The sequence below is a fragment of the Pseudomonas sp. NFR09 genome (genome assembly GCF_900111535.1).
In the GTDB taxonomy this organism is placed as follows: Bacteria; Pseudomonadota; Gammaproteobacteria; order Pseudomonadales; family Pseudomonadaceae; genus Aquipseudomonas; species Aquipseudomonas extremorientalis.
This window is the reverse complement of the sequence record NZ_FOIH01000005.1, coordinates 377,488-401,531: the sequence shown is the minus strand read 5'-3', so window position 1 is coordinate 401,531 and position 24,044 is coordinate 377,488. Positions and strand designations below refer to the sequence as shown.

Below are 24,044 nucleotides of genomic sequence, written 5' to 3'. Positions count from 1 at the left end.
AGCCAGACGCTCTTCAACTGGCAGGCCGGCCGCCTCGCGGCGCTGTATTACCAACTCTATGATTTGGCCGTCGGTGTCTGCGCCCGCGCACAGCGCAGTTATCAATGGGAAACAGGCGATACTACGGCGTATCTGCGCCCGGGCAATTGGAGCGACACCTATCAGGGCCTTTTGGCGGGTGAAGGCCTGCTGCAGAACCTTCAGCACATTGAAAACAGATACCTGGACTGGGACCGCCGCACGTTAGAGGTACAACGCACTGTTTCCCTGCAGCAATTGTCGAAGCAGACCTTGAGTCACGTAGTACGCGACCTGCTCAACAACGTTACCTCGCCCAGCAAACCCGAGGTGATCGAGGTAAGCCTGGCGAGCGACCTGCTGGCGATCAAATTCAACTTGAATACCATGCAGATAAACGATGATTACCCCAGCGCACTGAATTTGGGCACGTTGCGCCAGATCAAGACGCTGAGCGTGTCGTTACCGGTGGTGCTCGGCCCTTACCAGGAGGTCCATGCAGTGCTTCGGTATGCCTCCACCCATTCGCTCGCTGACGGCTGCAAGGCGATAGCGTTGTCCCACGGGCTTGATGACAATGGCCAGTTCCAACTTGATTTCAATGACGGCAAGTATTTCCCGTTCGAAGGTATACCGATCAATGAGGGCGTCTTCGTGCTGTCATTTCCGAACGCCACGACGCGTCAACGCGAGCTACTGATAAGCCTGACGGACGTTATCCTGCATATTCGCTACACGATTCGCCAAGCAGCCGTGCCTCGCACCGCCACAGTTTCACAGCCCTAGTACCGGCTTGCAAGACTGGACGCGTTGATCGCCAGGGAGAAACCAAGGCAAAAAAGCCTGCATCTCTGCAGGCTTCTCTTTATGTCGCTATCTGGCTCCACGACCTGGACTCGAACCAGGAAGCCAATGATTAACAGTCACTTGCTAGCTGTTAGACGCACCGGGGCCACAAAAAAGTGGTGGAGAGATGGAATTGCTGCATAGCGTGGGTCGCATGAATGCGTCACGCCAGGAAAGTTAGTCGGGTTGGGATGGCTTGTCAAAGCTGGGCAAATTAATGATCTGTAAGAAAAGGAGACGGTCGTTGTCAGCACCCGGAGACGAGGCGTCTCAGCGATCTACTTTCTCGACCTTATCTGTATGCACGTTTTTGCAGCCAGGAGCCTTTTCCTACTAGTTTGACCCAGGCCGTTATTACTTGGCATCGGCATAGCCATACTCTTTTGGAATGCTGTAAATGTCAGAAATTTTCGGCCAGTCTCCGGCCAGAAGTATCTTTTCAGCGTCATCCACTGTCGCATCAAAAAATCTAGAAAGCCCGATCGCGCGAGACCTTATAAACAATAATGCCGCCTGAATAGTCTCTTAAGCATCGAATTCGTACGCTCGGGCAAGCAGACTGTCTCAACGCCTTTATGGGTACCTCACCCTAAAAACTTCTCTCCCTGCTGAAATGACACAACAAAATTTCTCCAACCTAGCAAAGCCTTTTCGAAGTCATCTAAACTAATTGTAACTGCAAACTCCTCATCATGAAGTGAGTAGACTTTAACCTCACTTATCGAAATATCAGCTACCCAAGTTTCACGCACCCATTCAGTGAAGACTTTCTCGGCGTTTCTCACTGAGATTATTCTACTCAACCCCTCATCCAGCCAAGAAATAGTGCACCCCAAAGGTAGCCCTCCATCGTCAAGCAAAAGGCACGCAAGAAGATCAACGTCATTTGCCCCCCCCACATCCGTGCTACACCACGGAGTTGGATCACCCATTGACTCTTCCAAATAAAAGTTAATTTTCATTTTAGCCCTTACATTAATGGGTATACGGTAGTTTTAGGGCTCAAATACCCTTTGACCTTTACACCGCTAGGCGTTATTCCAGTCCAAATATCCCCGGAAACATTTACATGGCGAACCTTCTCCTGCGGAGAGAAAAATCCGGAATCAGGAGGATATTCGTCATTGAAAGTGCTTTGATACTCATCATCCCATACCTTAATTCTATCGCTCAGGCTTCTCTAAATAGGCAATTCTCCGATGTCAACGTGCCCCATTTGATCTAAATCAGGGCAAAATATCGGCCCAGCCAGATGTTCATTTGCCAGTCTTAAGTTAATCATTCTAAAAACATCCATGTACTTATCGGATTCGCGCGCACTACAAAGCCATTAGAGCTGACTCCGACAGCGGTATTTTGCTCAATTCCATTATGAGAAAAGGGGTCAGATTAATTTATTCAGAAAATTTAAATCCGTCCCCTTTTTGTCCTTTTCAAAATACATCATTGATACCGGAAAAACTATCGAACCGAGCATGATAATGGGTATTGAGTCCAAACACCTAGATCGCCGGCCTGCGCTATGCAGTATCATCGACATTACTGTTCGTACAAAGCCTAACAAATCCCTAATAATCGAAGATCCTCAACAAGGTCTGCTGCCTCTTCCGGAGGCAGCTCTTTCAGCATAGAGGAAAGGTCAATCTGCTCGATCAGCTTTAAGGCAGCATCCATATGATATTTCTTGACACTCTCGGAAGATCGACCCGCAGAAAGAATAAGGACTAAAATTTCAAGCATCAATTTCTCAATTGGCAGGTCGAAGGAATTTTCGAGTTCGCTATAAGCAAAGCCTACCTCGCTTTCACCTTCGACCCAAGCGCTTCGATGCCTAAGCTTTACTCTGCAGTAGCTGTAGTAACTGCCCAAAAACCAAGCCCTAATTTCAGCGTAAGTCACTCTTTCTTCCATCACGGAGCCTTCCTCGGTGGACGCAACATGACGCCCTGATTATCGAAAATATTCACAGTGATATTAGGATACTTCGCCCTGAACTGCTCCGCTACATTTAGACAGCTTGCACAGGCCGCTTTCTCTGTCAGGATATTTACGGTTCCGCTGGCTGAGGTGTTTCTCCCTAATTGATCAGCTATATTGTCTAGAATTTTGTATTCCGTATCAATGTCTCGACGAACCAATTAACCTGCCTTGTTAGGCACCGAATCAGCCACAAAATTTCCACTGCCAGAGCCAAAAATAATTGGGGTCAGACCGCATTTACCGTTACCTGGATTAGGCACCACCTAGTTTGGACCATTTCTGCGCTATCTTTAAACTACAGTTGCCAGAATATCAGACAAACCCCATATTCATCGAGAAGATCGTCAGCAATTTCAAACTGGAATGCCTTGTCTGGAAAGGTGCCTGATAACGCGCACTTCCAATATATAGTGATCTGTTCAGCAAATAAATAAAAGGGAAAGGTAAGTCGGCATTAGTGCCTCCTTCACTGCAAATGCTTTAGCAGAAACAACCTCGCTTATCCGGAGCGATGAGCCTGGATCCTGACCCAGCTCGGCCCCATGATCTCGCCGCATACAGATAGCCTCGCCCTTTCTCGTCCACTTTCACCGATCTTTTTTGATATAAGATTTCTTATTAATCAAACGTCAAATTTTGTTTTAACTTCTTCTCCACGCGCATAAGTCATCGCAAACGAATTCCAATTTTCACCACGTCTGGTGGCGCACTCTTTCAACTCCTTCACCAAACGATAGAGAATTGCTCCATTGTAATCCGTTTCTGCGTCCGTCACCCGAACCCCTTCCTTCTCAACAGTAAGAACCGTTTCTATATACCCAACGCTTACTGCTACCTCATAACAAAAAGAATCGTAGCCATCTACGATTCCAGCATCTAGCAATTCAAAAATTTGCTTTACTAACTGTAGGTCTTGAGTAACCACTATACAACCTCCGGAAGTTTATTGGCCTAACATTCAAAGAACGCATTTCGGAACTAATTGGGGTCAGACCCCATTTGCCCTTACCCCAATCAGCCGGATCAACTTTGACATCAGATATAGGCTTAGTCACACCCACTTTGTTAGAAAACTAATTGGAAACTAATTGGGGTCAGACCCGAATGGCACTTACTTAACCTTCTTCGGGTGTCCATTTTTCCTGACCTCGGCCCTTGCCGCCGAGCGCGTCTGCATCAGCATCGGGTAAGGCTTGGGCCTTCGTTTTATGGCGCGAGGCTCAATCCGTCCCGGCCGGTTTCCGACACGTTTCCTGGCGATCAACTTGAGTAAATCCTGCACCCTATCGTCTGGTTCGTCGCAGCTGTATTGCCGCATCGCAAGGAATAATTGAAGGCTATGTTTAAAGCTAAGCTCGCGTGGCAAGCAATCAGCTAATAGCGCTGATTTGGCCATGATCATCCGAATCAAATTATGCGCCAGCAGATACACCCATAACTCTTTTACAGCCATGCCAGGCGTCTTGCAGCTCAACGTTTCAAGCCCCAGCGTTGTCTTGATATTGCGCAGATCCAGCTCAACATGCCATCGGTCTTTGTACAGTGATTTGAGCCCAGCCTTAGGTACTTGCTGTGGGCAGTTCAAGGTGGTTACCAGGATTTTTCCGCCAGTTTTCAGTTCGCGTACTGTCAGTGTTTCAGGCGCATCGTCGTAATAAGTTTGGCTCATCCAGGAAGGTCGATTCCTGGGTTTTGTCAGCTCAACCAAGTGATCTTCCGGCCCCAGCGATTGCCCGAGCCGGAAGTCGGTGCTGCGCCGCCTGGCGCCATATTGTTCGAACACGCCGTCGATTCCACGACGTTGCAGTTCGCACAGCAAAAAGTACGTTGCGTAGTAGGCATCGCCCAACACAATGTCGCCTTGGTTCAGGGTATCGAGCATCGTCCTGAGCAGCGTCTGTTCATCGCCACCTTTGCCTCGAAAGCGTCCCAGCGATGCATCTAAAACAGCACCGCTGGCCAGGCAAATGATTCCTACCAAACGGCAGATGGGGAAACCCAACCCTGCTTTCTGACCACGCGATTGCGGATAGGCAGCTTGGTTGGCCGCAGTGTCTGGCAGGGCCACCGTGGTGCCATCTACGAGGCGTACCGGACGCCCCATCCAGCGCCAGGATGGTGACGCGTTGTTACTCATCGTTGATCCCGTGGAGCGCAACAACGTTGAAACCATCTCTACCGGTAACCGCGCCCGTGCTTTGCAATAAGCGCCGGTGTACACGCTGCTGGGGCTTAGCCCATCGCAGCAACGTTTGATCGAAAAATCATTCACGGCCTTCTGACAGGAACGGTCGGCATTCATGGCTTGAGCCAGAAACATCGACAGTGTTTAAGTCGGCGGGAACAACCGTTGACGATGCTTGGGCATCACTGACTCGGCACCCTGTAGCAGCGCCGGATCGGCTAGCAGCTTAAAGAACGCATGGGCATTGCTGTTTTTGGCGTGCTGCTGAATGCGCTGCTGTTGATGCCTGACGATTTGACGTCTACGATTCACGCGGGCTGTCCTTGTTCTAGTGGTGTGTGTTCGCAACTATCACCGTAGACCAAGGGCGGCCTTTTTCAATTTTTTTGTAGTTATATCAGCTGGTTAGCCGTTAAGTAAGTGCCATTCGGGTCAGACCCCATTTACCCGCCATTTACCCGAAACGGACTGTGCCACAAATCTTTTATTGCCAACAAATTCGGCCCCCCTTTGCCGCGTTACAGCTTGAAACGCGAAACGACAGTACGCAGTTCCCCTGCCAGCAGCGTGAGCTCCTCCGCAGTCACAGCGTTGTCCTCTATGCCCTCCATCAGCGCAACGCTACCGTTACGAATCTCGGTCACATTGCGATTGATATCCTCCGAGACGGCGTGCTGCTGAACCGCCGCGCTGGCTATCTGGGTGTTCATTCCTACGATTTGCTCAACGCCGTCATTGATTGCATCCAGGCTAGTCGAGGCCTGATCAGCGGATTCGATGCATTCCTGCGCGCGCAGTTTGCCCGCTTTCATTTGCTCGACGGCGTCGCCTGTCGCCAGTTGCAGCTCTTGGATAATCCGGCGGATCTCTTCAGTTGAGTTTTGTGTGCGCGAGGCCAGAGTTCTGACCTCGTCGGCGACCACCGCGAATCCTCGACCCTGCTCACCGGCGCGGGCCGCCTCAATGGCCGCGTTCAACGCCAGTAGGTTGGTTTGATCAGCAATGTTGCGGATCACCTCAATCACGCCGCCGATCTGCTGGCTGTGTTGCGCGAGTGCCGAAACCTTTTGCGCACTGCGCTCTACCTCATCGGCCAAGGCTTCAATAGTCACGCGGGTTTCCTGCATCTTCGCCAGGCCGGTGTTGGAGGACTGGCTGGCGTGCCCAGCGGCGTGGGCGGCACCCTCGGTGTTTTGCGCCACGTCAGCAACGCTGGTGGTCATCTCGTTGATAGCCGTAGCGACTTGTTCGGTTTCGCTTTGCTGGGCGCTCATCGCGCGTTTAGCCCGGTCAATCGACACCCCAATGCGCTCCGCCGCATCGGAGACCGATTGTGAACTGCGCTCGACCTGGGCAAGCGAGGAGCCAAAGGCTTGCACCATATGGTTAAGGCCGTTGCCCACGTCGGCCATTTCATCTTTGCCGCGCACTTGAACTCGCACGCTCAGGTCGCCCTGAGCAATGAGTTGGGTGGCAATCAAAACATCGTTGATCGTGCGACGCATGGCGCTGTAGATGCCGCTGAACACATACACCAGCAACAGGCCAAGAACGACAAACATACCTAGAATGAATAGCCGTTCCGACGTTTTTTCCTGAACTCGGCGTTCAAGCGCATTCAACAGTGCGTCTTGCAGCGTGTCTTGAGCTTTGTACAACTCAGCCACCACCGCATTGCCCTTGGCCGGCAAGTTCTGCACGCCGCTGATGATGTCGCCTGGCGCGCCAATCAATACTTCGAGGTCGGCGCGGAAGCTGTCGAGGCTCGCAAAAGCACTGGTGATCGGCGCCTGAATACTATCGGTGAGGGCGGGTTCTCTGCGGCGCAAAAGTGCCAGGCTTTGCTGAAGTTCTTTATGGATGAGTAACTCATTTTTGAGCATCGATTTGATAACGCTGCGCGCACCCGCACTCAACGTTTGCCCGTCATGTAGCCCGCTGGCCAGCCCGCGCAATTGCCCGACCATATTGATTTGTCGTGGCAGCCTCAAGGTACTCTGATCGATCATGAACAACGATGCGTAATCTTCATCCAGCACCATGCCCGACGTGGCCGATACGTAGTACACGAAGTTCAACGTCTCGGTGAGCTGATCGTTCCAGTCGTCGAAGATGGCACTCTGATTGGCATCTGCTTTCGCCAGCTCAATCAAACGCTGCGCCCCAGAGTGCAGACGCTGCACTCGATCACCGGTTTCCAGCTGTGTGTTGAGTTGTCGGTCGGTTGCAGCCAGTTTCGAAAACGCGTCCTCCAACTTCAACTGGTTGGCCGACAGATCGGCTTGAGCGGTTCTATCCCCGCTGAGCAAGCGGTTGGTGAGCGCACGTTGCAACATCGAAAAACGCAGTACAGGCGTTACGTCCAATAGATAGCGCTGGCCTACTTGTTCCGAGCGAATGACCTCAAGGCTTCCGTTGATCTGATGGATCACGCGCGTACCGAGCAGAACCAAAGGGATTAGGACGATGATTGCAAGCACACCGAATTTCGTGGAGAAGCGTAATCGGTCAGCCAGGTGAACAGCAGGAGCAAGGATGTTCATGGAGTTCTCACAGCCCGGAATGGGACGGTTTGTAGTTGATGTGTAGTTGAGAACATTCCATTTTCTCGAATGCCTGGCTCTGTCTGGCTCATTCGGCTAATCACGTTTTATGTAATTAAACGTTTCAGACATCCTGTCGGCATTGAGATTGAGAACTTTATGAAAAGTTGTACAGATATTTATTTTTGTACAACTTATGAACGCTTTGATAGCAATGATGTCTCCGAGCCATCACTGCTTCAAGGGAGTCTTGTAGGGTAAGCGCTGCGGTCGCTACCGGATTGTCTGTGCTGGAGGCCGTTTGTCTCCCATCGACATGTCTATAGATCTGGACCGTGTTGGTTGGCTTCTGTTGAGGCGCTGCATCCACGACACTAAATGTCAGACTGGTTTTCCCCATAGAAGGACGCGCCGCAATGACGATCAAATCAGCATCTTGAAAGCCGCCTGTGATCTGGCGCATCGCCTCCAAACCACTGGGAATGCCAGTAATGCTCTCGTCCTCATTGAAGTGGTAGTCGATCCTTTCAAGCGCCTCATGCGATAGCGCATAAAACGACGACAGCGACGGCTGATTATCCAGATCGATGGGCAGGATGCGGATCCCTGCATCGGCGCAGAACGCACCTAAATTGGCGCCAACCGTGGTCTTACCCGGCCCGCCTTTGGTTGAAACGACTGCAGCGACTGTCATGGGGCTTAACTCTGAATCGATTGATTTAGCGAGAGATGGGGTCAGATTTATTTATTCAGAGAATTTAAATCCGTCCCCTTTTTCTCCTGAAAGCCTGCCAGCCAAAAGCCATGCACCAACTTCATCCATTTCCCTATCAGAAACCAAACGGAACTCACACAAAGAAGCCCTAGAGATCAATCAAGCACAAGAAAACCTCGGCACACTTCTACTCTCAACTTCGAATAAATCGAATTATTGAACCGTCAAACCTCTGGGAAATTATTGCTACTATTCCGAGCATTACCCCCCCCCAATACGCGCAGCGACTGAGCAAATACTCCGTATATCAACGTACGGAGGGGCTATTAAAAAACCGTTCCCCGAGCACTCCCCGCCCCACATACATATGACAATACTCGGACCAACAACCCCACTACAACTCGAAAACTTTCAATAAATATCGCGAGGCGACACTAATAATCACCACCTATAGTTATCATACTCTACAAAAACGCTACTCACACCTGCGTATTCGTTCATGGATGGCGTCTAACGTGGGTATGGTGTCGATAGTACCTTGGCTAACTTCTTCAATTCTATCAGAGCACCTATAGACCTTGAATCGACCAAAGAAAACTGCTATCAGTCGCTGCAGCAGTATCTCATCAACCTCACGACCACCTTCATCTAGTTCAATAGTTATTATTTTTTTTGGTACATTTTCTTTAGGCCAAGATGAGCCTTCGCTTAGGAAGAAGTCGTTAAGCACTTCACCCTCCATTTTTTCAATCCTTATCCAAGGCTCACTAACCTGCTGTTTACTCCATTCATTATTGACCTCCCATTTGTTCACTTTCAAATCTAGAAAGTTGCAATCATTGAAAGCAACCTCATCCTGAACATAAGAGACGGGGGCGTCGCCCCAAGCATTGCTGATCAAGTAGTCTCTTTCGGGCAAGTCCGAACCTGCATCCAAAACCACGACATATTTATCGCTCATTACATATTTCCTGTGTCTTGGAGGCGTTTCAATCCTTTCTCAGCGTTCCTGATCAGTTGATCTCTTGCTGATTGAGGTAATCGCTTGAATGCCTGGTTGATCTGCGGCGCCAATGGTTTCGATAGATCGGGTCTAAAATCTACTATCGAGTCTTTGCCGCCTCCAGACTGTATTTGAAGCTTACCATTGGGTTCAATATCAACCCGCAACAGGCGCTTACGCCCACCTATAACAGCTTCGATCGGCTGCCCAATGGTCTCGCTTGCCTTGATTATTCCCTTTGAGCTAGAACTCTCCTCACTATACATATTTCCCGGATCAAGCTGATGCTCAGGCGTTACGTATTTCCCATCATCCCGCTCCGCATCAAGCTGGGTTCCACCGGTATTGGTAGCGGGGTTAACAACGCTGCCACCAGCGAGACCACCGCTGCTCGGATGCTCCCCATCAACTGTTAGAATGGGAGTGATATATATCAATAGCTTAGGATCTAGCGAGTGAATAGGGAAACGTGTATCGAACAAAAAATCCCAAAGTGCCGCATTGATCCTGAAATTTTCTACAGCACTGTTACCTGCCTTAGCACCCGCTTCAACAAGCGTATTGGCGGCGATGCGCATTTTTTCCTGCGTAGCCGCTCCTGTCGCTAACAGCGCGGCACTTACAGCAGCCACTGCTGCTCCCGCCATTGCTGGCAACATCACCCAATTACTTGCCCCAGATTCAGGCTTTTTCAGAGCTGTTAGGAGGCCAAGAATCACCAAGGCTTTACTTGGGTCATCACCAGCAATCTTCGTAAGGCGATCAACGAGTGCTTGGTTATCCGGCGCCTGCTCTCTGCTAGTAATACCCCCAATCACTCTTCCGATCGCCGCCGCACGATCCTCTGCATTCCGGCTTCCCACTTGCCTGACGAACGCCTTCGTCATCATAGCGCGAGATACATCATCGGGATTCCCTCCCTGCGCAAGCGTTGTACCCGCACTGAAAAGATCAATCAGTTGATTTATAGTTTCCTCGGTATGGTCTCCATATTTCTTGGCATCTTTTTTCCATTGATTGATCGTTGCAGTCGGGTTGGTAACCGCCGTTAATGACGAATCGGTGATGTAGAGATTGGTACGCTTTTCTTTATCCTTTGTTATCTCAGAGGCCTTGTTCACATCACGGTTGAGACCTGCGACGGCCGAAGCCGAATCTGCAGCATCACGAACAATGATCTCTCCCGAACCCACCGTTGCGCGGACCGATTGTTCCCGTTCCTTGTCGTACTTCCAGCCTGAAACACTCCACCCCTTATCACCGGCCTTTCCTTTGCCCTCTTGGCTTGGATCCTGAGTAGTGCTGTCACCGGTTTTGTATGTACCACCTACATTCAGGTAATAGCCATGCTCGTTGTCTTTGCCTGCAATATCTTTGAATCCAAGTGTTCCTGTATCCAGCTTAAGATTGCCAGTGTCTGAAGCAATCAGCGCCCCATCCAACTGGGTGTGTTTTTCAGTGCGTATATCGACCTTGTCGCGCGCGGTCACTCGAGTCTGATCTTCTACCCAATTGGTTTTTCCTGCGGTCTGACCGTAACCAACTGAGCCACTGACGCCAGCACCTGGACCAATCGTTACTGTTGCACTGATATCGAACTCTTTGCCTTTAACCTTGCCAGTGTCAGGAACAGAAGAAACATTCAGGTCACGGCCCACTCGGCCAATGACTTCATCCCCTCTTAGTTCGGCACCTGCAATATTGGTGTCTCGCCCACTTTTGAAATCGAGACGATCCCCAGCATATAGATAAGCGTTTTGTTGGCCTTGTTTCTCTCTTTCAAGGTCCCCCCTACCCATGCTAACGCTGACATAGATCCCAGCCCCTTGACTACCAAACGTCAACCCGGCCTCACCGCCACCGCTGCTCCTGCTGCTTTCGCTGTCACTATCATTTTGAGCCGCACGAACGTTGAGGTCATTACCGGCCTGGAGATCGATATCTCGACCCGATCGAACTTGAGTACCAATAAGGTTCAGGTCATTACTGGCCTTCAGATTGACATCTCTGCCGGCGTCTACCACGGTCGTAGTCGAGGTCGCGTGGTTCGCCTCTTCATTCGCAACGCCATGACTGCCGCCAACGCCGAGCTTGAGGCCGCCACTGGTACCACCATGGATACCTGCCCAACTCTGGCTTTGGGTGTCATCTTGCTTGATGGCACCTTTGGCTACATCAAGGTTGATATCACGACCGGTGACGTTGATGTCCCGTCCGGCATTCAATTGACTACCCGCAACAGTCACATCGTTATTGGCGGTCAAGTTGAGGTCTTTGCCAGCCTTGAGCGTCGATGAGCGATTGGTCTCTTCGATAGATTGCGTGCTGGTGCTTTGGCTGCTATTGCCAATTTTGAGGTCGCCGGTCGGGCCTGCCAAAAAATGACCCACAGCATCAACGCCTTGAAGGGCACTCGACCCTTTGCTGACATTGTCTTCACCCTTGCCTGCACCACTTACAGCATCCTTAGTACTGCCATAGTTATGATTTAGCGATGCACTAATCCCATTGCGCTCTTTCTCAATTTGCTGCTCTACCAACAACCGCTCACGAGCTGCATCAATATTGATATTGCGCCCGGCCTTCAGGTCGATGTCGTTGTCAGCCGCAAGATCAGAGCCGCGCTGATTGATATCGCGCTTCGCGGTGATCGCAATATTCTCACCCGCACTGATTTGGCTTGCAGACGCAGTCTGCTGCTCAACGCGATTTTTCTCGGCGCTGCGATCGGTACCGGCAAAGAACGTAACACCGTTGGCATCACTGGACACCCCGATACCCGTCTGTTTCGACTTGGCCCAATCGCGTTCGCTCTTAAAGTTTTGCGCAGCTACAACATTGACGTCACGCCCTGCATTGAGGCTGACATCACGTCCCGCGCTGATGCCACTGCCCACCAAGTTGATATCTCGCTCAGCCTGCAACGTCGCATCCCGGTCTGCCACGACCTGGCTACCGACGCTGGTGCTGCTTTGGGCTTCTTGCCCGGCTTTCTTCGCCGAGGTAAGCGCGATAAACCCGCCGGAGATCGAACCGGTTTTCTTCTCGTACTTCTCACTGCGGCTATAGGCCGTGTCATTCGCAGATATCAGGTTGATGTCACCGGTGGCCTTCACCAGACCGGCGCGCAACTCAGCATCGTTCTCGGCATTTACCTCACTCGCCCGCAAGCGAATGTCATTACCCGCAGCCACGACCACGTCATTACCCGCCTCAAGCTCACTACCAACCTGACTGGCCGTGGTTTTCAGCTGACTCTTGCTACTCTTGGAAAGCCCCAGGAATCCGGACTTGGTCTTCTTGCTGTAGGAGCCATGCTCTTCAACACCTGACAGCACTGCGATGTCGCCCGTGGCGCCCAGCAGCATGTCGCCACCGGCCTTCAGCTGGCTGCCGATCACGGTGACATCACGCCCACCTTCGATATTCATACCCCCGTCGGCTTTCTTGCTGGCGTTGACCGTCAGGTCTTTGCCCGCCTCGACAACAGACGCAACGTTGGTGCTGTCGTAACTTTCGCGTTGCTCGCTTTTACTGCGACCGAACGAGCCTTTGCTCTTCTTCGAATAGAACGAAGCGTCTTCATCCAGCGCTGACAGGATGCTCAGATCACGCTGCGCCTCAAGCGCCACGTTGCCGCCGCCAGCGACTCGACTGGCGGTCAGCTCAAGGTCTTTGCCGGCGCTCAATGACACGTCACCACCGGCATTAAGCACACTGGAAACCTGGCTGATGTGGTCCTCCGAGCGAGTTACTTTTTTGGTTTTACTCGAGGAATGTTCCTCATCCGCTGCAGACGAAATACTCAGGTCTCCAGTTGCAGCAATGGCAAGGTCGCGTTTAACTTCGATTCTGCTGGCAACGACGCTTACATCACGCCCGGACGTCAGGCGTAGGTCTTTGCCGATATCAACAGTAGAACCGCTCTGAGTAACAGATGAGGAGCGCGCCCCCATCCCGCTATTCCCAGAATCACGCGTCTCGGTCGAAACAATGTTGATATCACGCCCAGCGTTGATCGTTGTATCGCCACCGCTCTTAAGTAAGCTACCGCTGTTGGTAACATCGCGCCCGGCGTTAATGGTGAGTGAGTTTGCGGCTTCAATACGTGCCGAATCACCGTAGTAATTACGATTGCCCGTGCCAAAGCCGGTGAGGCTACGTTCATTGACGACATCACCTTTCGTCGCAGTCAGTGTTACGTCGCGCCCAGCGATCACACCGCCGGACTGGTTGACGATATTGTTGCCTGCCAACAGGTCCAAGCGGTTGCCTGCCTCAATCCGGCCACTGTTGACCATGTCATTGCCCGCGGTCGCCGAAAGATTGTTACTGGCACGCAAGGTGCCTGCGTTGATGAGGTCCTTACCGGCGATCAAGCTGACGTCCTGGCCAGCAATCAATGCACCGTTCGACGTCAGGCGCTGATCGGCATTGGCTAAATAAAGCACCGGTACCAGGACTTTCTCGCCAGCCACCTCATGCTCTTCCAGCCAAACGATGTCATGCGTCAGTGCTGCAACCTGCGCGCCGGTCAACGACACACCCACTGATAGATCCAGGCTTTGTTTGCTGCGGATGGCGTTATCCATCAGGTGTCGGAACAGTGCATCGTCCGAGGTCTGGCCGTCGAGGAAGCGCTGACCGGTACGGGCGACCACAGCTTGCTGAATCAGGCGCTGTTCATACAGGCCGTCTCCGAGGCGCTTGGCGCTCTCGTCAGGGTTGTAGCCGAGGCCGGCAAGCAGGTAGTCCGAACTCATGAATTGCTTCAGGTCGGTCAGTGCGGGGTTGGTTTCGATCAGGTATTTATGTGGTTGGGAGGCGACGCTGCTGTTGGGCAAACCTTGGACGCGATTAATGGGTTTCGCTGCGCCAGGTTGAGTGATGCCTGGTGCCAGTGGGGTAAGTACTGGAATGTTGATAGTGGCGCCGGCATTGGACGCGATGGAGTTATCACGCGCTCCGTTCGTATCACGTGCTGCCGGTGTCAATACAGGCAATTCGAGGTCCGGACGCGAAACCTGCGTGTGTGTCGCATCACCGTGGCTGATTTCAATACCAGTGGTACGGCCGGGCGGCAATGCACCGCTATCGGTATTGCCGGCGACGCTAATCGTACTGGCACTGCCACTGACGGCCACGGCTTCGCGGGCAGTCAGCGCGACTTGATGGACACCTGCTGCTTGCGCGGCATTACTGACCTGGAGGGTCCGGCCGGAGACGCCGGGCGATGGTTGCTGGCGCTGCACCAAGCCTACGTTGGCGCCGCCCAGTGTCCAGCTCTGCGAGCCAGTGTCGCCACTGCTCACCTGCCCAGTGTTCGCAGCTTGTTCATTCAAGCGAAACAAGCCGTTTTTGCCGGTAGGCAAGGTGAAACCTGGCAGGGCCACCGGGTTGACTTGCTGCAGGGCGAGACCGGGTGGCAGTTCGCGGTTGATCGTAACCATCACCGCCGTGTTCCCGGTGACCTGGGTAGCGCCCACACGGGATGCATTACCGGTGACCGCTACGTTTGGACGTACCACGCTGTTGGTCAGGTTTTGTGTTGCGTTGATACTGACGGTACCGCCGGCTTGAACCACCGCACCCGCCGCAGTTGTGGAACCGATGGTGGTGCTGTTGAACGGACGGGCACTGACCATTTCCCAAGGCCCATCTGCCGCACCTATGCTCGGGTCAACATATAGGGAGGCTTTGACGTTCAGTGGACCGTACTGTGTGTTGCCTGGGTCCTCGCGGCCATTACGTCGATTGATCACTCGGACAACAGACTCGGTACCATTGCTGGTCCACACGTGAATATTGGGTGCGCGCGGATTGTAGGATGGGTCATGGCCACGGTTGTAGTTCATCACCGTCTGCATGAAACGCGAGAGATCGTAAGGGTTTACATCCCCAAAACTGTAGGAGCGACGTAGGCTGTACTCACCAACGGACGTGCCTTCGCTGGTAAAGTTCTGCAGGGCAAAGTTGATGTTGCCACCTGCCGTGAGCGTTGAGTTCTTGTTGCTCAGATCCCCGCCTGTGACCGTAAAGTTTCGCCCAGCCGTCATGCTCGCTGCTGCCGAGTCTTCTTCGATCTGCGATTTGAAATTCTGGGCCCACACCAGATAGCTGTCGACAGAGCGATTGGTGTCTATGTACGAACAACTACTGCACTGCAACCCGATGTAACTGGAGACCAGCCCACCCGTGGTCTTGAACACATCCTTACGGTTCTCAATGAACGCCGCCGCCAGGTTCAGGTCTGCGCCACTCTCGATCGTCGCCGAAATATTGTTGATCGACGTGCTCTGCCCGTTGTTGTCATCCTTGGCAATGCTCACATTCCCCAGGCCGTAAACATCGGCAAATCGATTGGTGAACGTATCGGTGCGCAGCGCCATGTCGCCGCCGCTAAAAATCAGGCCGTTCTGGTTCAACAAAGCAGGTGTGGTCAGGCGCAGGTTTGCGTTGCTGCCCAGCGTGCCGCTGTTATTGATCGCGCCTGCGGATACATTCAGGTCCGTAGCCGAGGTGATCCGCCCTTCATTCGCCAGCGTCCCGCCCACAGCGATGCGGCTATTGCCGCCACCGGCGATGCTCGCGAGTTGCCCCACAGTCATTTGTTCAGCCGTGAGGTCCAGCGCCCCTACACTGCTGACTCTACCGCCGCCCTCATAACCCCCCGTCAGTTGCAGCGCCAGGCTGCCATCACTGGCGATCAGGCCATTGTTGATCCACTGACCGCCCTTGCCTTCCAGGCGTGAAGACGCCAGCAACTGCCCGGTTTCAGTCTGAGTGAAAGTGCCGACATTCACATTGAGGCGTCCTGCCTGGATGACGCTGCTGTTGGTCCAGGTGTCGGCATTCAGGGTCAGGCCGCCACGGGTAACGATGCTGCCACCGGCCCCCGTAACATTGGGCAGGGAGATATCAAAATCGCCCTCGCCGGTATGCAGGAGTTGGCCGCCGGTGTTCTGGAAGGTCGTGGCTGCCAGGCCCAGGTTGGTGTTGGCGGTTTCGACCACGCCGTTGCGGTTATCGAACAGGTTACCGATCTGGAACTGCGTCTTGCCCACGCTCGCCAAGGCACGCAGCTTGCCGCCCTGGTTGACCAGGTCATTAGCCTGCAGAGTCAGCGTCTCATCGCTTTCGATAATCCCCGAATGGTTGCTCAGTTGCCCACTGAGGCCGAGGTCGATGCGCTTGGCGGAGATTTGCCCGAAGCTGTTATCCAACGAGATGCCGCGGGTTTGCAACGCGCCCTTGGCATACACCCCGCCATAGGCGTTAAGCAATTGATTGGCAGTGATAACGGCATCGCCGTCCTGGGCGGCGATGCGACCTTGCTGGTTATCGACGGTAAGCGCTGTCAGGTTCACGCGCTGGCCTTGCACTACCCCGCCTTTGCTTTGCCCAACGCCATTGAGCAGACTGTCGCTCAATGTGGCATCCACTCCCCCGGCCACGCTGGCCACACTACCGCCCTGGTTGTTAAGGGTGCTGGCCTTGATCACGGTGTCGCCAGTTTGCGCGAGGAGCTTGCCGCCCTGGTTATCGATATCGCCGCTGACGTCGAGGCTTAAACCGCTCTGGCCCTGCACGACGCCGCTAACGTTTGAGAGCCCTGCGGACTTGATTTGCAGGTCGGCTTCCTGGCTGTAGATCAGGCCGTTGGCGTCGTTTAGCAGGATGCCGGTGGTGGTGATCGCCACACGACCTTTACCGGCGACAGTGCCGAGCTGGCTGTTGTCCAGGCCGCCAGCCAGTAAGGTCAGCAACCCTTGGCTGGCGATCTGGCCGCCCTGGTTGTTGATCTGTATCGCGCGCTGTAGCAACAGCGGGCCTGCGCTGGCCAGTTTGCCGTTGGTGTTGGTCAGGGAACCGAGCAGGTTGAGGGTCAAGCGGTCGTTGCCGGCGACGGTGCCGCCGATGTTGTTGAGGTCTGTGGCGGTGATGGCCAGGGCCTTTTGCGCGCTGACTGTACCGCCCTGGTTGTCCAGCGTGACCGCCTGCAGCTCGAGTTCGGCGCCGCTGTCGATCAGGCCGGCGTTGCCGTTGCTCAACTGGCCGGTGACGGTCAGGCTTTGCCCCGCGCCACTTGAGAGGATACCGCCGCTGTTGTCGAGACTGGCGGCACTGAGGTCCAGCCGTCCCTGACTGGCCACCGCTCCGGCAGCGGTATTGAGCAGAGCGCCGGTAAGACGCACGTCCACCGCGCCGTTGCGGCTGGAAAGCGTGCCGTTGTGGCGGTTGTCGAGACTGTCGCCACTAACACTCAATCCCTGCCAGCCGGACAACAGTCCATTCTGGTTGAGCAGCGTGCTTGCGTTGACAGAGAGCACTTGGCTGCTGATCAACTTACCACCGCTGTTATCCAGGCTATTGAGGTCAAGCGTCAGGTTTTGCTGGGTGGAGAGTTCGCCATTCTGGTTATTGATGGCGTGCACACGGTTCAGTGCCAGTGCGCCCTTGGCGGAGATCAGCCCGTTGCGGTTATCCAGTTCAGCGCCGTTCAAATCGAGGGTCACGCCCTGCGCACCGACGATTTGACCGCTGCCCAGCGTCAAGCCGCTGAGCTTCAAGTCCATCGAGCCCTTGGCGGACACCTCACCGCCGCTGCCAGTGCTGAGGTTGCCTGTCGCGATATCGAGGGAGCCTTGGCTGTTGACCAAACCCATGGCGGTGTTATCCAGCGCCATCGCGTTGAGGATTACGCGGCTACCGCCCAACAGATTGCCGCCTTGGTTATTCAGCAGACCGTCGCTGGTCAGTTGCAGCTCGCTTCGACCGGTCAATGTACCGCCTTGGTTATCAATGGAACCTGCGTGCACCTTGAGATTGGTGGCGCCGACCAGGCCCTTGATGTTGGCCATGGCCTGGTTGATTCGCAGTGTCAGGTCCTGGTTGCTCAGCAGCTTGCCATTGCTGTTATCCAGGCTTTGTGCAGCCAGGGTGAAGGCTTGGTCACTGGAGATTTCACCGCCCTGGTTATCGACGGTGGTGAGGTTTTTCAGCAGTAGCGGACCACTGGTGTTTATCAACCCGCCACGGTTGTTCAGTTGACCGTTGCCCAGGTCCAGGCTCAACCCGGCCTGGCTGAAGAGCTTGCCGGCCTGCTGGTCGAGGCCAGTCACCGTAGCGTTCAGTGCCTTGGCACTACCAATGCTGCCACCGTTGTTTACCTGGCCAGCGACCAGGGTCAAGGTATCACCGCTGTTAAGGCGACCGGCCTGGTTGTTCAGGGCGCCGGTGGTAACCGAGACCGGACCTTTGCCGCTGAGGGTGCCCTGTTGATTGCCCAGGTTGGCGCTGCGCAACACCAAGTTAGCGTCAGTGACCAGTTCGCCGCCCTGGTTGTTCAGGTTATCGCTGACAACCACCTTCAGGCCTTGCGCGCTGGAGAGACTGCCCTTGGTGTTATCGAGGCTGCGTGCCTTGACGTCCAGTGTGCCTTCACTGCTCAGCAGGCCCTGGTTGTTGGTGAGGTCACCTGCCAGGTCCACCACCAAAGGTTGCTGGCTGAGCAACTTGCCACCGCTGTTGTCCAGCGTTGTTCCCGTCAGTGTCAGGCGCTGGCCATTCAATTGACCGCGCGCACGGTTGAGTACGTTATCCACCGCCACGCTCAAGCCTGCGGCTGCGAACACCTGTCCGCCGTCGCTGTTGTCCAGACGTTGGCCAGTGATGCTCAGGTCGGCGTTGCTGGTCAGCTCACCGGTACGGTTATCGACGTCGCCCACGTCCAGCTTCAGCGCTTTTGTCGCGCCTACCAGGCCATTGCGGTTGTCGAGATTGACACCCGTAATCGTCAGGGTGTCAGTGCTGATCAACTGACCTTTCTGGTTGTCGATGCGATTGGCGTTGACAGTGACCTTGGCCTTACCCGCCATTTCGCCCGCGCGGTTGTCCAGTTTTGCGGCGGTCAGCAGAACGGCACCGTCGCCAATCAGGCTGCCGCGCTGGTTGTCGATCAGGCCGTCAGCGCTGATCTCCAGGCCACCACGGCTGCTGACCAGGCCGTCGGTGTTGTCCAGGCTGGCGCTATGCACATCGAGGCCGACCGCACTGATGCTGCCTTTGGCGTTGGCCAAGGCTTGTTCGATGCGCAGGTTCAGGGCCTGGTTGCTGATCAACTTGCCGTCGCTGTTATCAACGCTGCGTGCCGCGAGGGTGAAGGCGTTCTGGCTGGAGATTTCACCGTTGCGGTTGTTCACGTTGCCGAGGTTTTTCAACACCAGGAGCGGTGCGTTGATCACCCCAGCGTTGGTCAGCTCTCCGTGATTCATGTCCAGGTTCATCTGGCTGCTGCTAAACAGTTCGCCGCCGCTTGCCTGGGTCAGGCTTGCAAGGTTTGCATTCAGCACGCCAGTACTGGCGATGCGGCCGCCGTTGTTAAGGTCAGTAGCTTGAATATCGAGGCTGTTGGCACTGATCACACGACCGCCAAGGCTGTTGTTGAATTGCCCGGTCGCCAGGGTGGCAGCACCCTGGCTTTTCACCAGGCCTTGCTCACTGTTATTCAAGCCAGTGCTGGAAAGATTGAGCGCCTGTGCAGACTCCACCATGCCGCCCACGTTGAGCAGCTCACCGTCGCTGGCAAGGGTCAGATCGCCGGCACTGGAAAGGCTGCCAGCGCTGTTATCCACGCGATGTGCGTGCAGTTGCAGGCCGCCTTCGCTGCTGATCTTGCCGCGTGTGTTGTCCAGCCCAGCCGACAGTTGCACCGCCAGCGAGCGCTGACCGGCCAGCGTACCTTCGGTATTGTCCAGGCTCGAAGCCTTGAGGTTTACATCCTGGGCAAACACCAAGCCTTTGGCCCGGTTGATCACCTCGGCCATCGTCAGCTCCAGGGCGGTGCCGGCCAATACCTTGCCGCCGCTATTGTCCAGGTGCTGGCCGCTGATCTGCGTCTTGAGTTGACCGGAGATTTCCCCGATGCGGTTATCCACACGGTCGACAGTGAGTTTCAGCGCTTTTGTCGCGCCTACCAGCCCGCCGTTACGGTTATCCAAGTCATTGCCGCTGAGGCTCAGGTTGCCCTGGGCGACGAATTCGCCACCCTGCTGCTTCAGCACGCCGATCGAGGCCTCGAGATCAGCCTGGCTGGCGATACGGCCCTTGGTGTTGTCCGCGACGTCCAGTGTCAGACGTAACGGCCCAACGGCATTGACCAGACCGCCGTTGTTATTCAGGGATTGCCCGTTAAGGGTTTGTGCCTGCTTGCTGCTCAGCACACCACCGCGGTTGTCGAAGCTGCCCGCCTGAAGGGTCATATCGCCCTTGGACAACACGCGGCCCTTGGCCTGATTGTCCACAAGCCCCTCCACCTGCACCGTGACGCTGCCATCGCTGACCAGGCTGCCGGACTGACTGTTGTCGAGACTGGACGCAGTCACCAGCAGACGTTGACCGGCGCCGAGCGTACCGCCTTGGTTAACCAACGCGGCTCGGGTGGTCAGGGAAAGACTGACGTCACTCAAGACATGCCCACTGCGGTTATTCAACGTCATGGCGTCAATCACGCTGGTGCCAGCACTCGACACTTCGCCGTCGGCATTCAGCCATTCACCGGCCACGGCCAGGGTCAGGTCTTTTGAACTGTTGAGCACGCCTTGCGTATTGTCCAAGCGCGCTGCCTGAGCACTCAGCCCGGCTGCAGCAATCACGCCCTTGATATTGACCAGAGCCTGGTCAATGGTGAGGGTCAGGGCTTGATCGCTGAGCAGTTTGCCTTCGCTGTTGTCCAGGCTTTGTGCAGCCAGGGAGAACGCGTGTTCGCTGGAGATTTCGCCTTGCTGGTTGGCAACCGTGGAAAGGTTTTTGAGTACCAACGCACCGGGGGTGTTGATCAGGCCAGCGGCGTTGTGGAGTGCGCCATGGTTCATGTCCAGGGTCAGGCTCGCCTCACTGCGCAGCGCGCCGTGCTGATTCAACAGTGGACCATTGAGTACTATGTTCAGGTTGCGCTTGGCGTAGACGCTGCCCTTGAGCTGGTTGTTCAGACGGTCGAGGTTCAGTTGCACATCGCCGTTGGCGAGTACCTTGCCACCGGCACTGTTATCCAGCTGACTGCCGTTGAGCACAATGTCCGTGACGCTGGACAATTCACCGGCGCGGTTGTCGAGGCTGTCGCCCCCCAAAGTCATGGTTTTGCCGGAGTTGATCAAACCGCTGCGGTTGTCGAGTTGGCCGAGGGAAAGCGCCAGCTCACTCTTGGCGGTGATGCGGCCTTTGTTCTGGTTATCGAGACTGGCGGCCCTCAACTGCAACAGGCCGGCGGAAGCAAACAGCCCGGCCTGGTTGACCAACTGACCGGAGATCAACGCCTTCAGGGTGCCGTCACTGGTGAACATGCCACCGGTGTTGTCGAGGCTGGCAGCACTCAGGTCCGATGCCTGCCCGGCGACCATACGCCCGTTGCGGTTGCTGATCAGGCCTGTGTGATCAAGGGTCAGGCGCTTGTCGCCCTGGATCAAACCGTTACCGTTATCGAGTGAGGCACCGGTCAGTAAGGTGTTAGCGCCGAGGATCTCGCCCTGGCGGTTGACCAGGCTTGTGGTGACACGTGCAGTCAGGTCATCGCGCGCACTGAGTTTGCCTTCGGTGTTGTTCAGGCTATTGGCTTGCAGGTCCAACCCGGTCGCGGCGACCAGGCCCTTGGTGTTGTCCAGCGCTTGAGCAATACGTACCAGCAACCCTTGCTCACTGAGCAGTTTGCCGTTGCGGTTATCTAGGCGGTCAGCCTTGAAAACCAGCGCCTGGGCACTGGAGATTTCGCCGCCTCGGTTATCCACACTGGTCAGGTTATTGAGTAGCAATGCACCTGGTGCATGGATCAAACCGCCCTGGTTGTTCAGGTGGCCGCCATTCAGGTCGAGGCTGACATCACCGCCTGCGAAAATCCGACCGTCGTCGTGCTGGTCCAGTCCGCTGACGCTGGCATTAAGCGTCTGGCCGCTGGTGATACGGCCGCCTTGACTGTTGTCGACCTCACCGGCTTTAAAATCCAGGCTGACGTTACCGCGCATAGCGCCGTGCTGATTGTTCACCGGCCCAGTCAACTGCAGATTGAGATGGTTGGCGACGATCGTGCCATGACGGTTATCGAGGCTGGCCAGTTTCACGCGCGCGTCACCTTTGGCGGCGAACAAACCGGTCTGGTTGAGCAGTTGACCAGCGATCACTGTGGTCAGTGCGTCGTCACTGATTAGCTTGCCAGCGGTGTTGTCGAGCGTGTTGCTGACAACATCAAGGCGCTTACCCGCAGCGATGTTTCCGCGAAGGTTGCTGATAGCGCTGCCCTTGATCGACAGAGCGTTATCACCCTGAATCTGACCGTCATCGTTAGCAAGAGAGCCCACGGCCAACGTGACGTCAGTCGCCAGCAGTTGACCCTTTTGATTTAGCAGTTGGTCGGCGGTGACCCCTAGACTTCCTGCGCTAAGGATCCGGCCCTGGTTCTGGTTGTCCAGGTTTGTCGCGTTCAGTTGCGCATCGCGCTGAGCGCTCAACGTGCCGCCTTGGTTGGCCAGCTCACCCGCGTTGATGATCAGGTCACGGCTGGCGATCACCGTTTTGCCGCTGTTGTCGATGCTATTTGCTTTTAAGCGCACATCGCCTTGGGCATTGCGGCTGTTATCCGCATTGACGCCCGCTTCGATGATCCCGTTGTTGGTCAACCGCCCAGCAGCGTCCAGTGTGATGCTGTCCTTGGCCGCCAGGGTTTGCTGATTGGTCAGTGCGCCTTGGGTGGTCACCGACAAGGCAGTACCGGCATACACGGCGCCCTTGGCCTCTACGCTGGTTGCTTTGACCGCCACTGCCGTACCGGCCGAGGTCTGGCCCATGACCACATTGCCCGCTGCATCAATCTGGATATCACCACCGGCGACCATGTCCCCGGACAGTTTCACCCCTACGCCGGCCTCGGTCCCCACCAACCTGACCGCCCCCACATACATGCCGCCCAGCGCCGACGAGTCAATCGCCAGATCCGGTGCCTTGCTGCCGTCCGCCGCACGCGCCGTCGCATTCAACGTGCGCGCGTCCACATCGTTGCGCCCCGCCACGATGGTGAGCTTTTTAGCCTGGATCTGCGCATTGATGGTGGTGGCGCGGGTGATGATTTCGAACTGATCGACGTTACTGGCGTTCAGGCCGGTGCCTTCGATGGCGACGTTGCCCTGATCCACTTGGTAGCGGCTGATCTGGCCGTTTTCGATGACCGCCTTGCCCGTGGTGAGGGTGGCTTGAGGGGTGTTGATAAAGCCGCAACCGTTGCAGCTGATGCCATAGGGGTTGGCCACAATCACATGGGCCGACTGCCCCGCCACTTCGGTGTAGCCACGCAATTGGCTGGGGCTGCCGCCATTCACCTCGTTGAGGATGACACTGGCGGCGCTGCCATTGAAGTTTGGGTTACCCACGATGATGCCACCCAGTTGGGTGGACTGGGTCCGGCTGGTCGCGTTATTGAGAATGACCCCGTTGGCGCCGACGTTGTAGTCGTGGAATTGGTTGTGCGATAGCCCGTTAGCGTTGGGCGCAGCGATGTTGACGATCGGAACGCCGTTACCCGCCTGCCCAAGGCTCGTACCCGGTCCGCTCACGGCAATGCCGTCCGCCTGAGCCAGCAGGGGCTGCCAGAACATGGCGTTCGCCAGTACCAACGCCAACCCGCGCTTGGGCAAGCCCAGGAAGGTAGAACGGCTTTTCAAGGCAGCAGAAGGTTGGCGCGCAAGAAAGGCGAACTGGCAAACGTCCATG

The 24,044-nt window shown here is 55.1% G+C and carries 7 protein-coding genes and 4 pseudogenes; 1 reads left to right on the top strand and 10 read right to left on the bottom strand.

The genetic code is table 11. The features are described from left to right. A pseudogene (locus tag BMX59_RS30465) lies at positions 1 to 804 on the top strand (insecticidal toxin complex protein); the annotation flags it as partial. Between the two features lie 644 nt (positions 805 to 1,448). Here the strand turns inward: BMX59_RS30465 and BMX59_RS14490 are convergent. The 10 genes and pseudogenes from BMX59_RS14490 to BMX59_RS14445 all read right to left on the bottom strand — a co-directional run bounded on the left by BMX59_RS14490 (position 1,449) and on the right by BMX59_RS14445 (position 24,043). Next, entirely contained in the window at positions 1,449 to 1,826 is a 378-nt protein-coding gene (locus BMX59_RS14490) for a hypothetical protein (RefSeq protein WP_102630118.1), read from the bottom strand. 595 nt (positions 1,827 to 2,421) lie between these two features. Next, a complete protein-coding gene (gene imm2, locus BMX59_RS14485) occupies positions 2,422 to 2,775 on the bottom strand; it encodes an Imm2 family immunity protein (protein ID WP_093122535.1) in 354 nt (117 codons plus the stop codon). Beyond that, positions 2,775 to 3,002, bottom strand: a complete 228-nt coding sequence (locus BMX59_RS31090) for a deaminase domain-containing protein (protein ID WP_092243298.1) — start codon at positions 3,000 to 3,002, stop codon at positions 2,775 to 2,777. The genes imm2 and BMX59_RS31090 overlap by 1 nt, the downstream gene beginning before the upstream one ends. A gap of 464 nt (positions 3,003 to 3,466) precedes the next feature. After that, positions 3,467 to 3,769, bottom strand: coding sequence for a hypothetical protein (locus BMX59_RS14475; protein ID WP_092243295.1), 303 nt, complete (start codon positions 3,767 to 3,769; stop codon positions 3,467 to 3,469). Positions 3,770 to 3,955: 186 nt separating this feature from the next. After that, positions 3,956 to 5,341: pseudogene (locus BMX59_RS14470) on the bottom strand (IS4 family transposase). Between the two features lie 206 nt (positions 5,342 to 5,547). Then, positions 5,548 to 6,084 (bottom strand): annotated as a pseudogene (locus BMX59_RS31085) (methyl-accepting chemotaxis protein); the annotation flags it as partial. Positions 6,085 to 6,411: 327 nt separating this feature from the next. Then, positions 6,412 to 6,534, bottom strand: a pseudogene (locus tag BMX59_RS31080) (HAMP domain-containing protein); the annotation flags it as partial. A 1,195-nt stretch (positions 6,535 to 7,729) separates the two neighbouring features. Continuing rightward, positions 7,730 to 8,266 (bottom strand): ParA family protein, encoded by a 537-nt coding sequence (locus tag BMX59_RS30755; RefSeq protein WP_139212877.1) that lies wholly within the window; start codon positions 8,264 to 8,266, stop codon positions 7,730 to 7,732. A 496-nt stretch (positions 8,267 to 8,762) separates the two neighbouring features. After that, positions 8,763 to 9,248, bottom strand: a complete 486-nt coding sequence (locus BMX59_RS14450; RefSeq protein WP_092243291.1) for a hypothetical protein — start codon at positions 9,246 to 9,248, stop codon at positions 8,763 to 8,765. Further along, the gene (locus tag BMX59_RS14445; protein ID WP_093122523.1) at positions 9,248 to 24,043 is read right to left on the bottom strand and encodes a hemagglutinin repeat-containing protein; all 14,796 of its coding nucleotides are present in this window, start codon (positions 24,041 to 24,043) and stop codon (positions 9,248 to 9,250) included. The genes BMX59_RS14450 and BMX59_RS14445 overlap by 1 nt, the downstream gene beginning before the upstream one ends. Position 24,044: the final 1 nt, after the last annotated feature.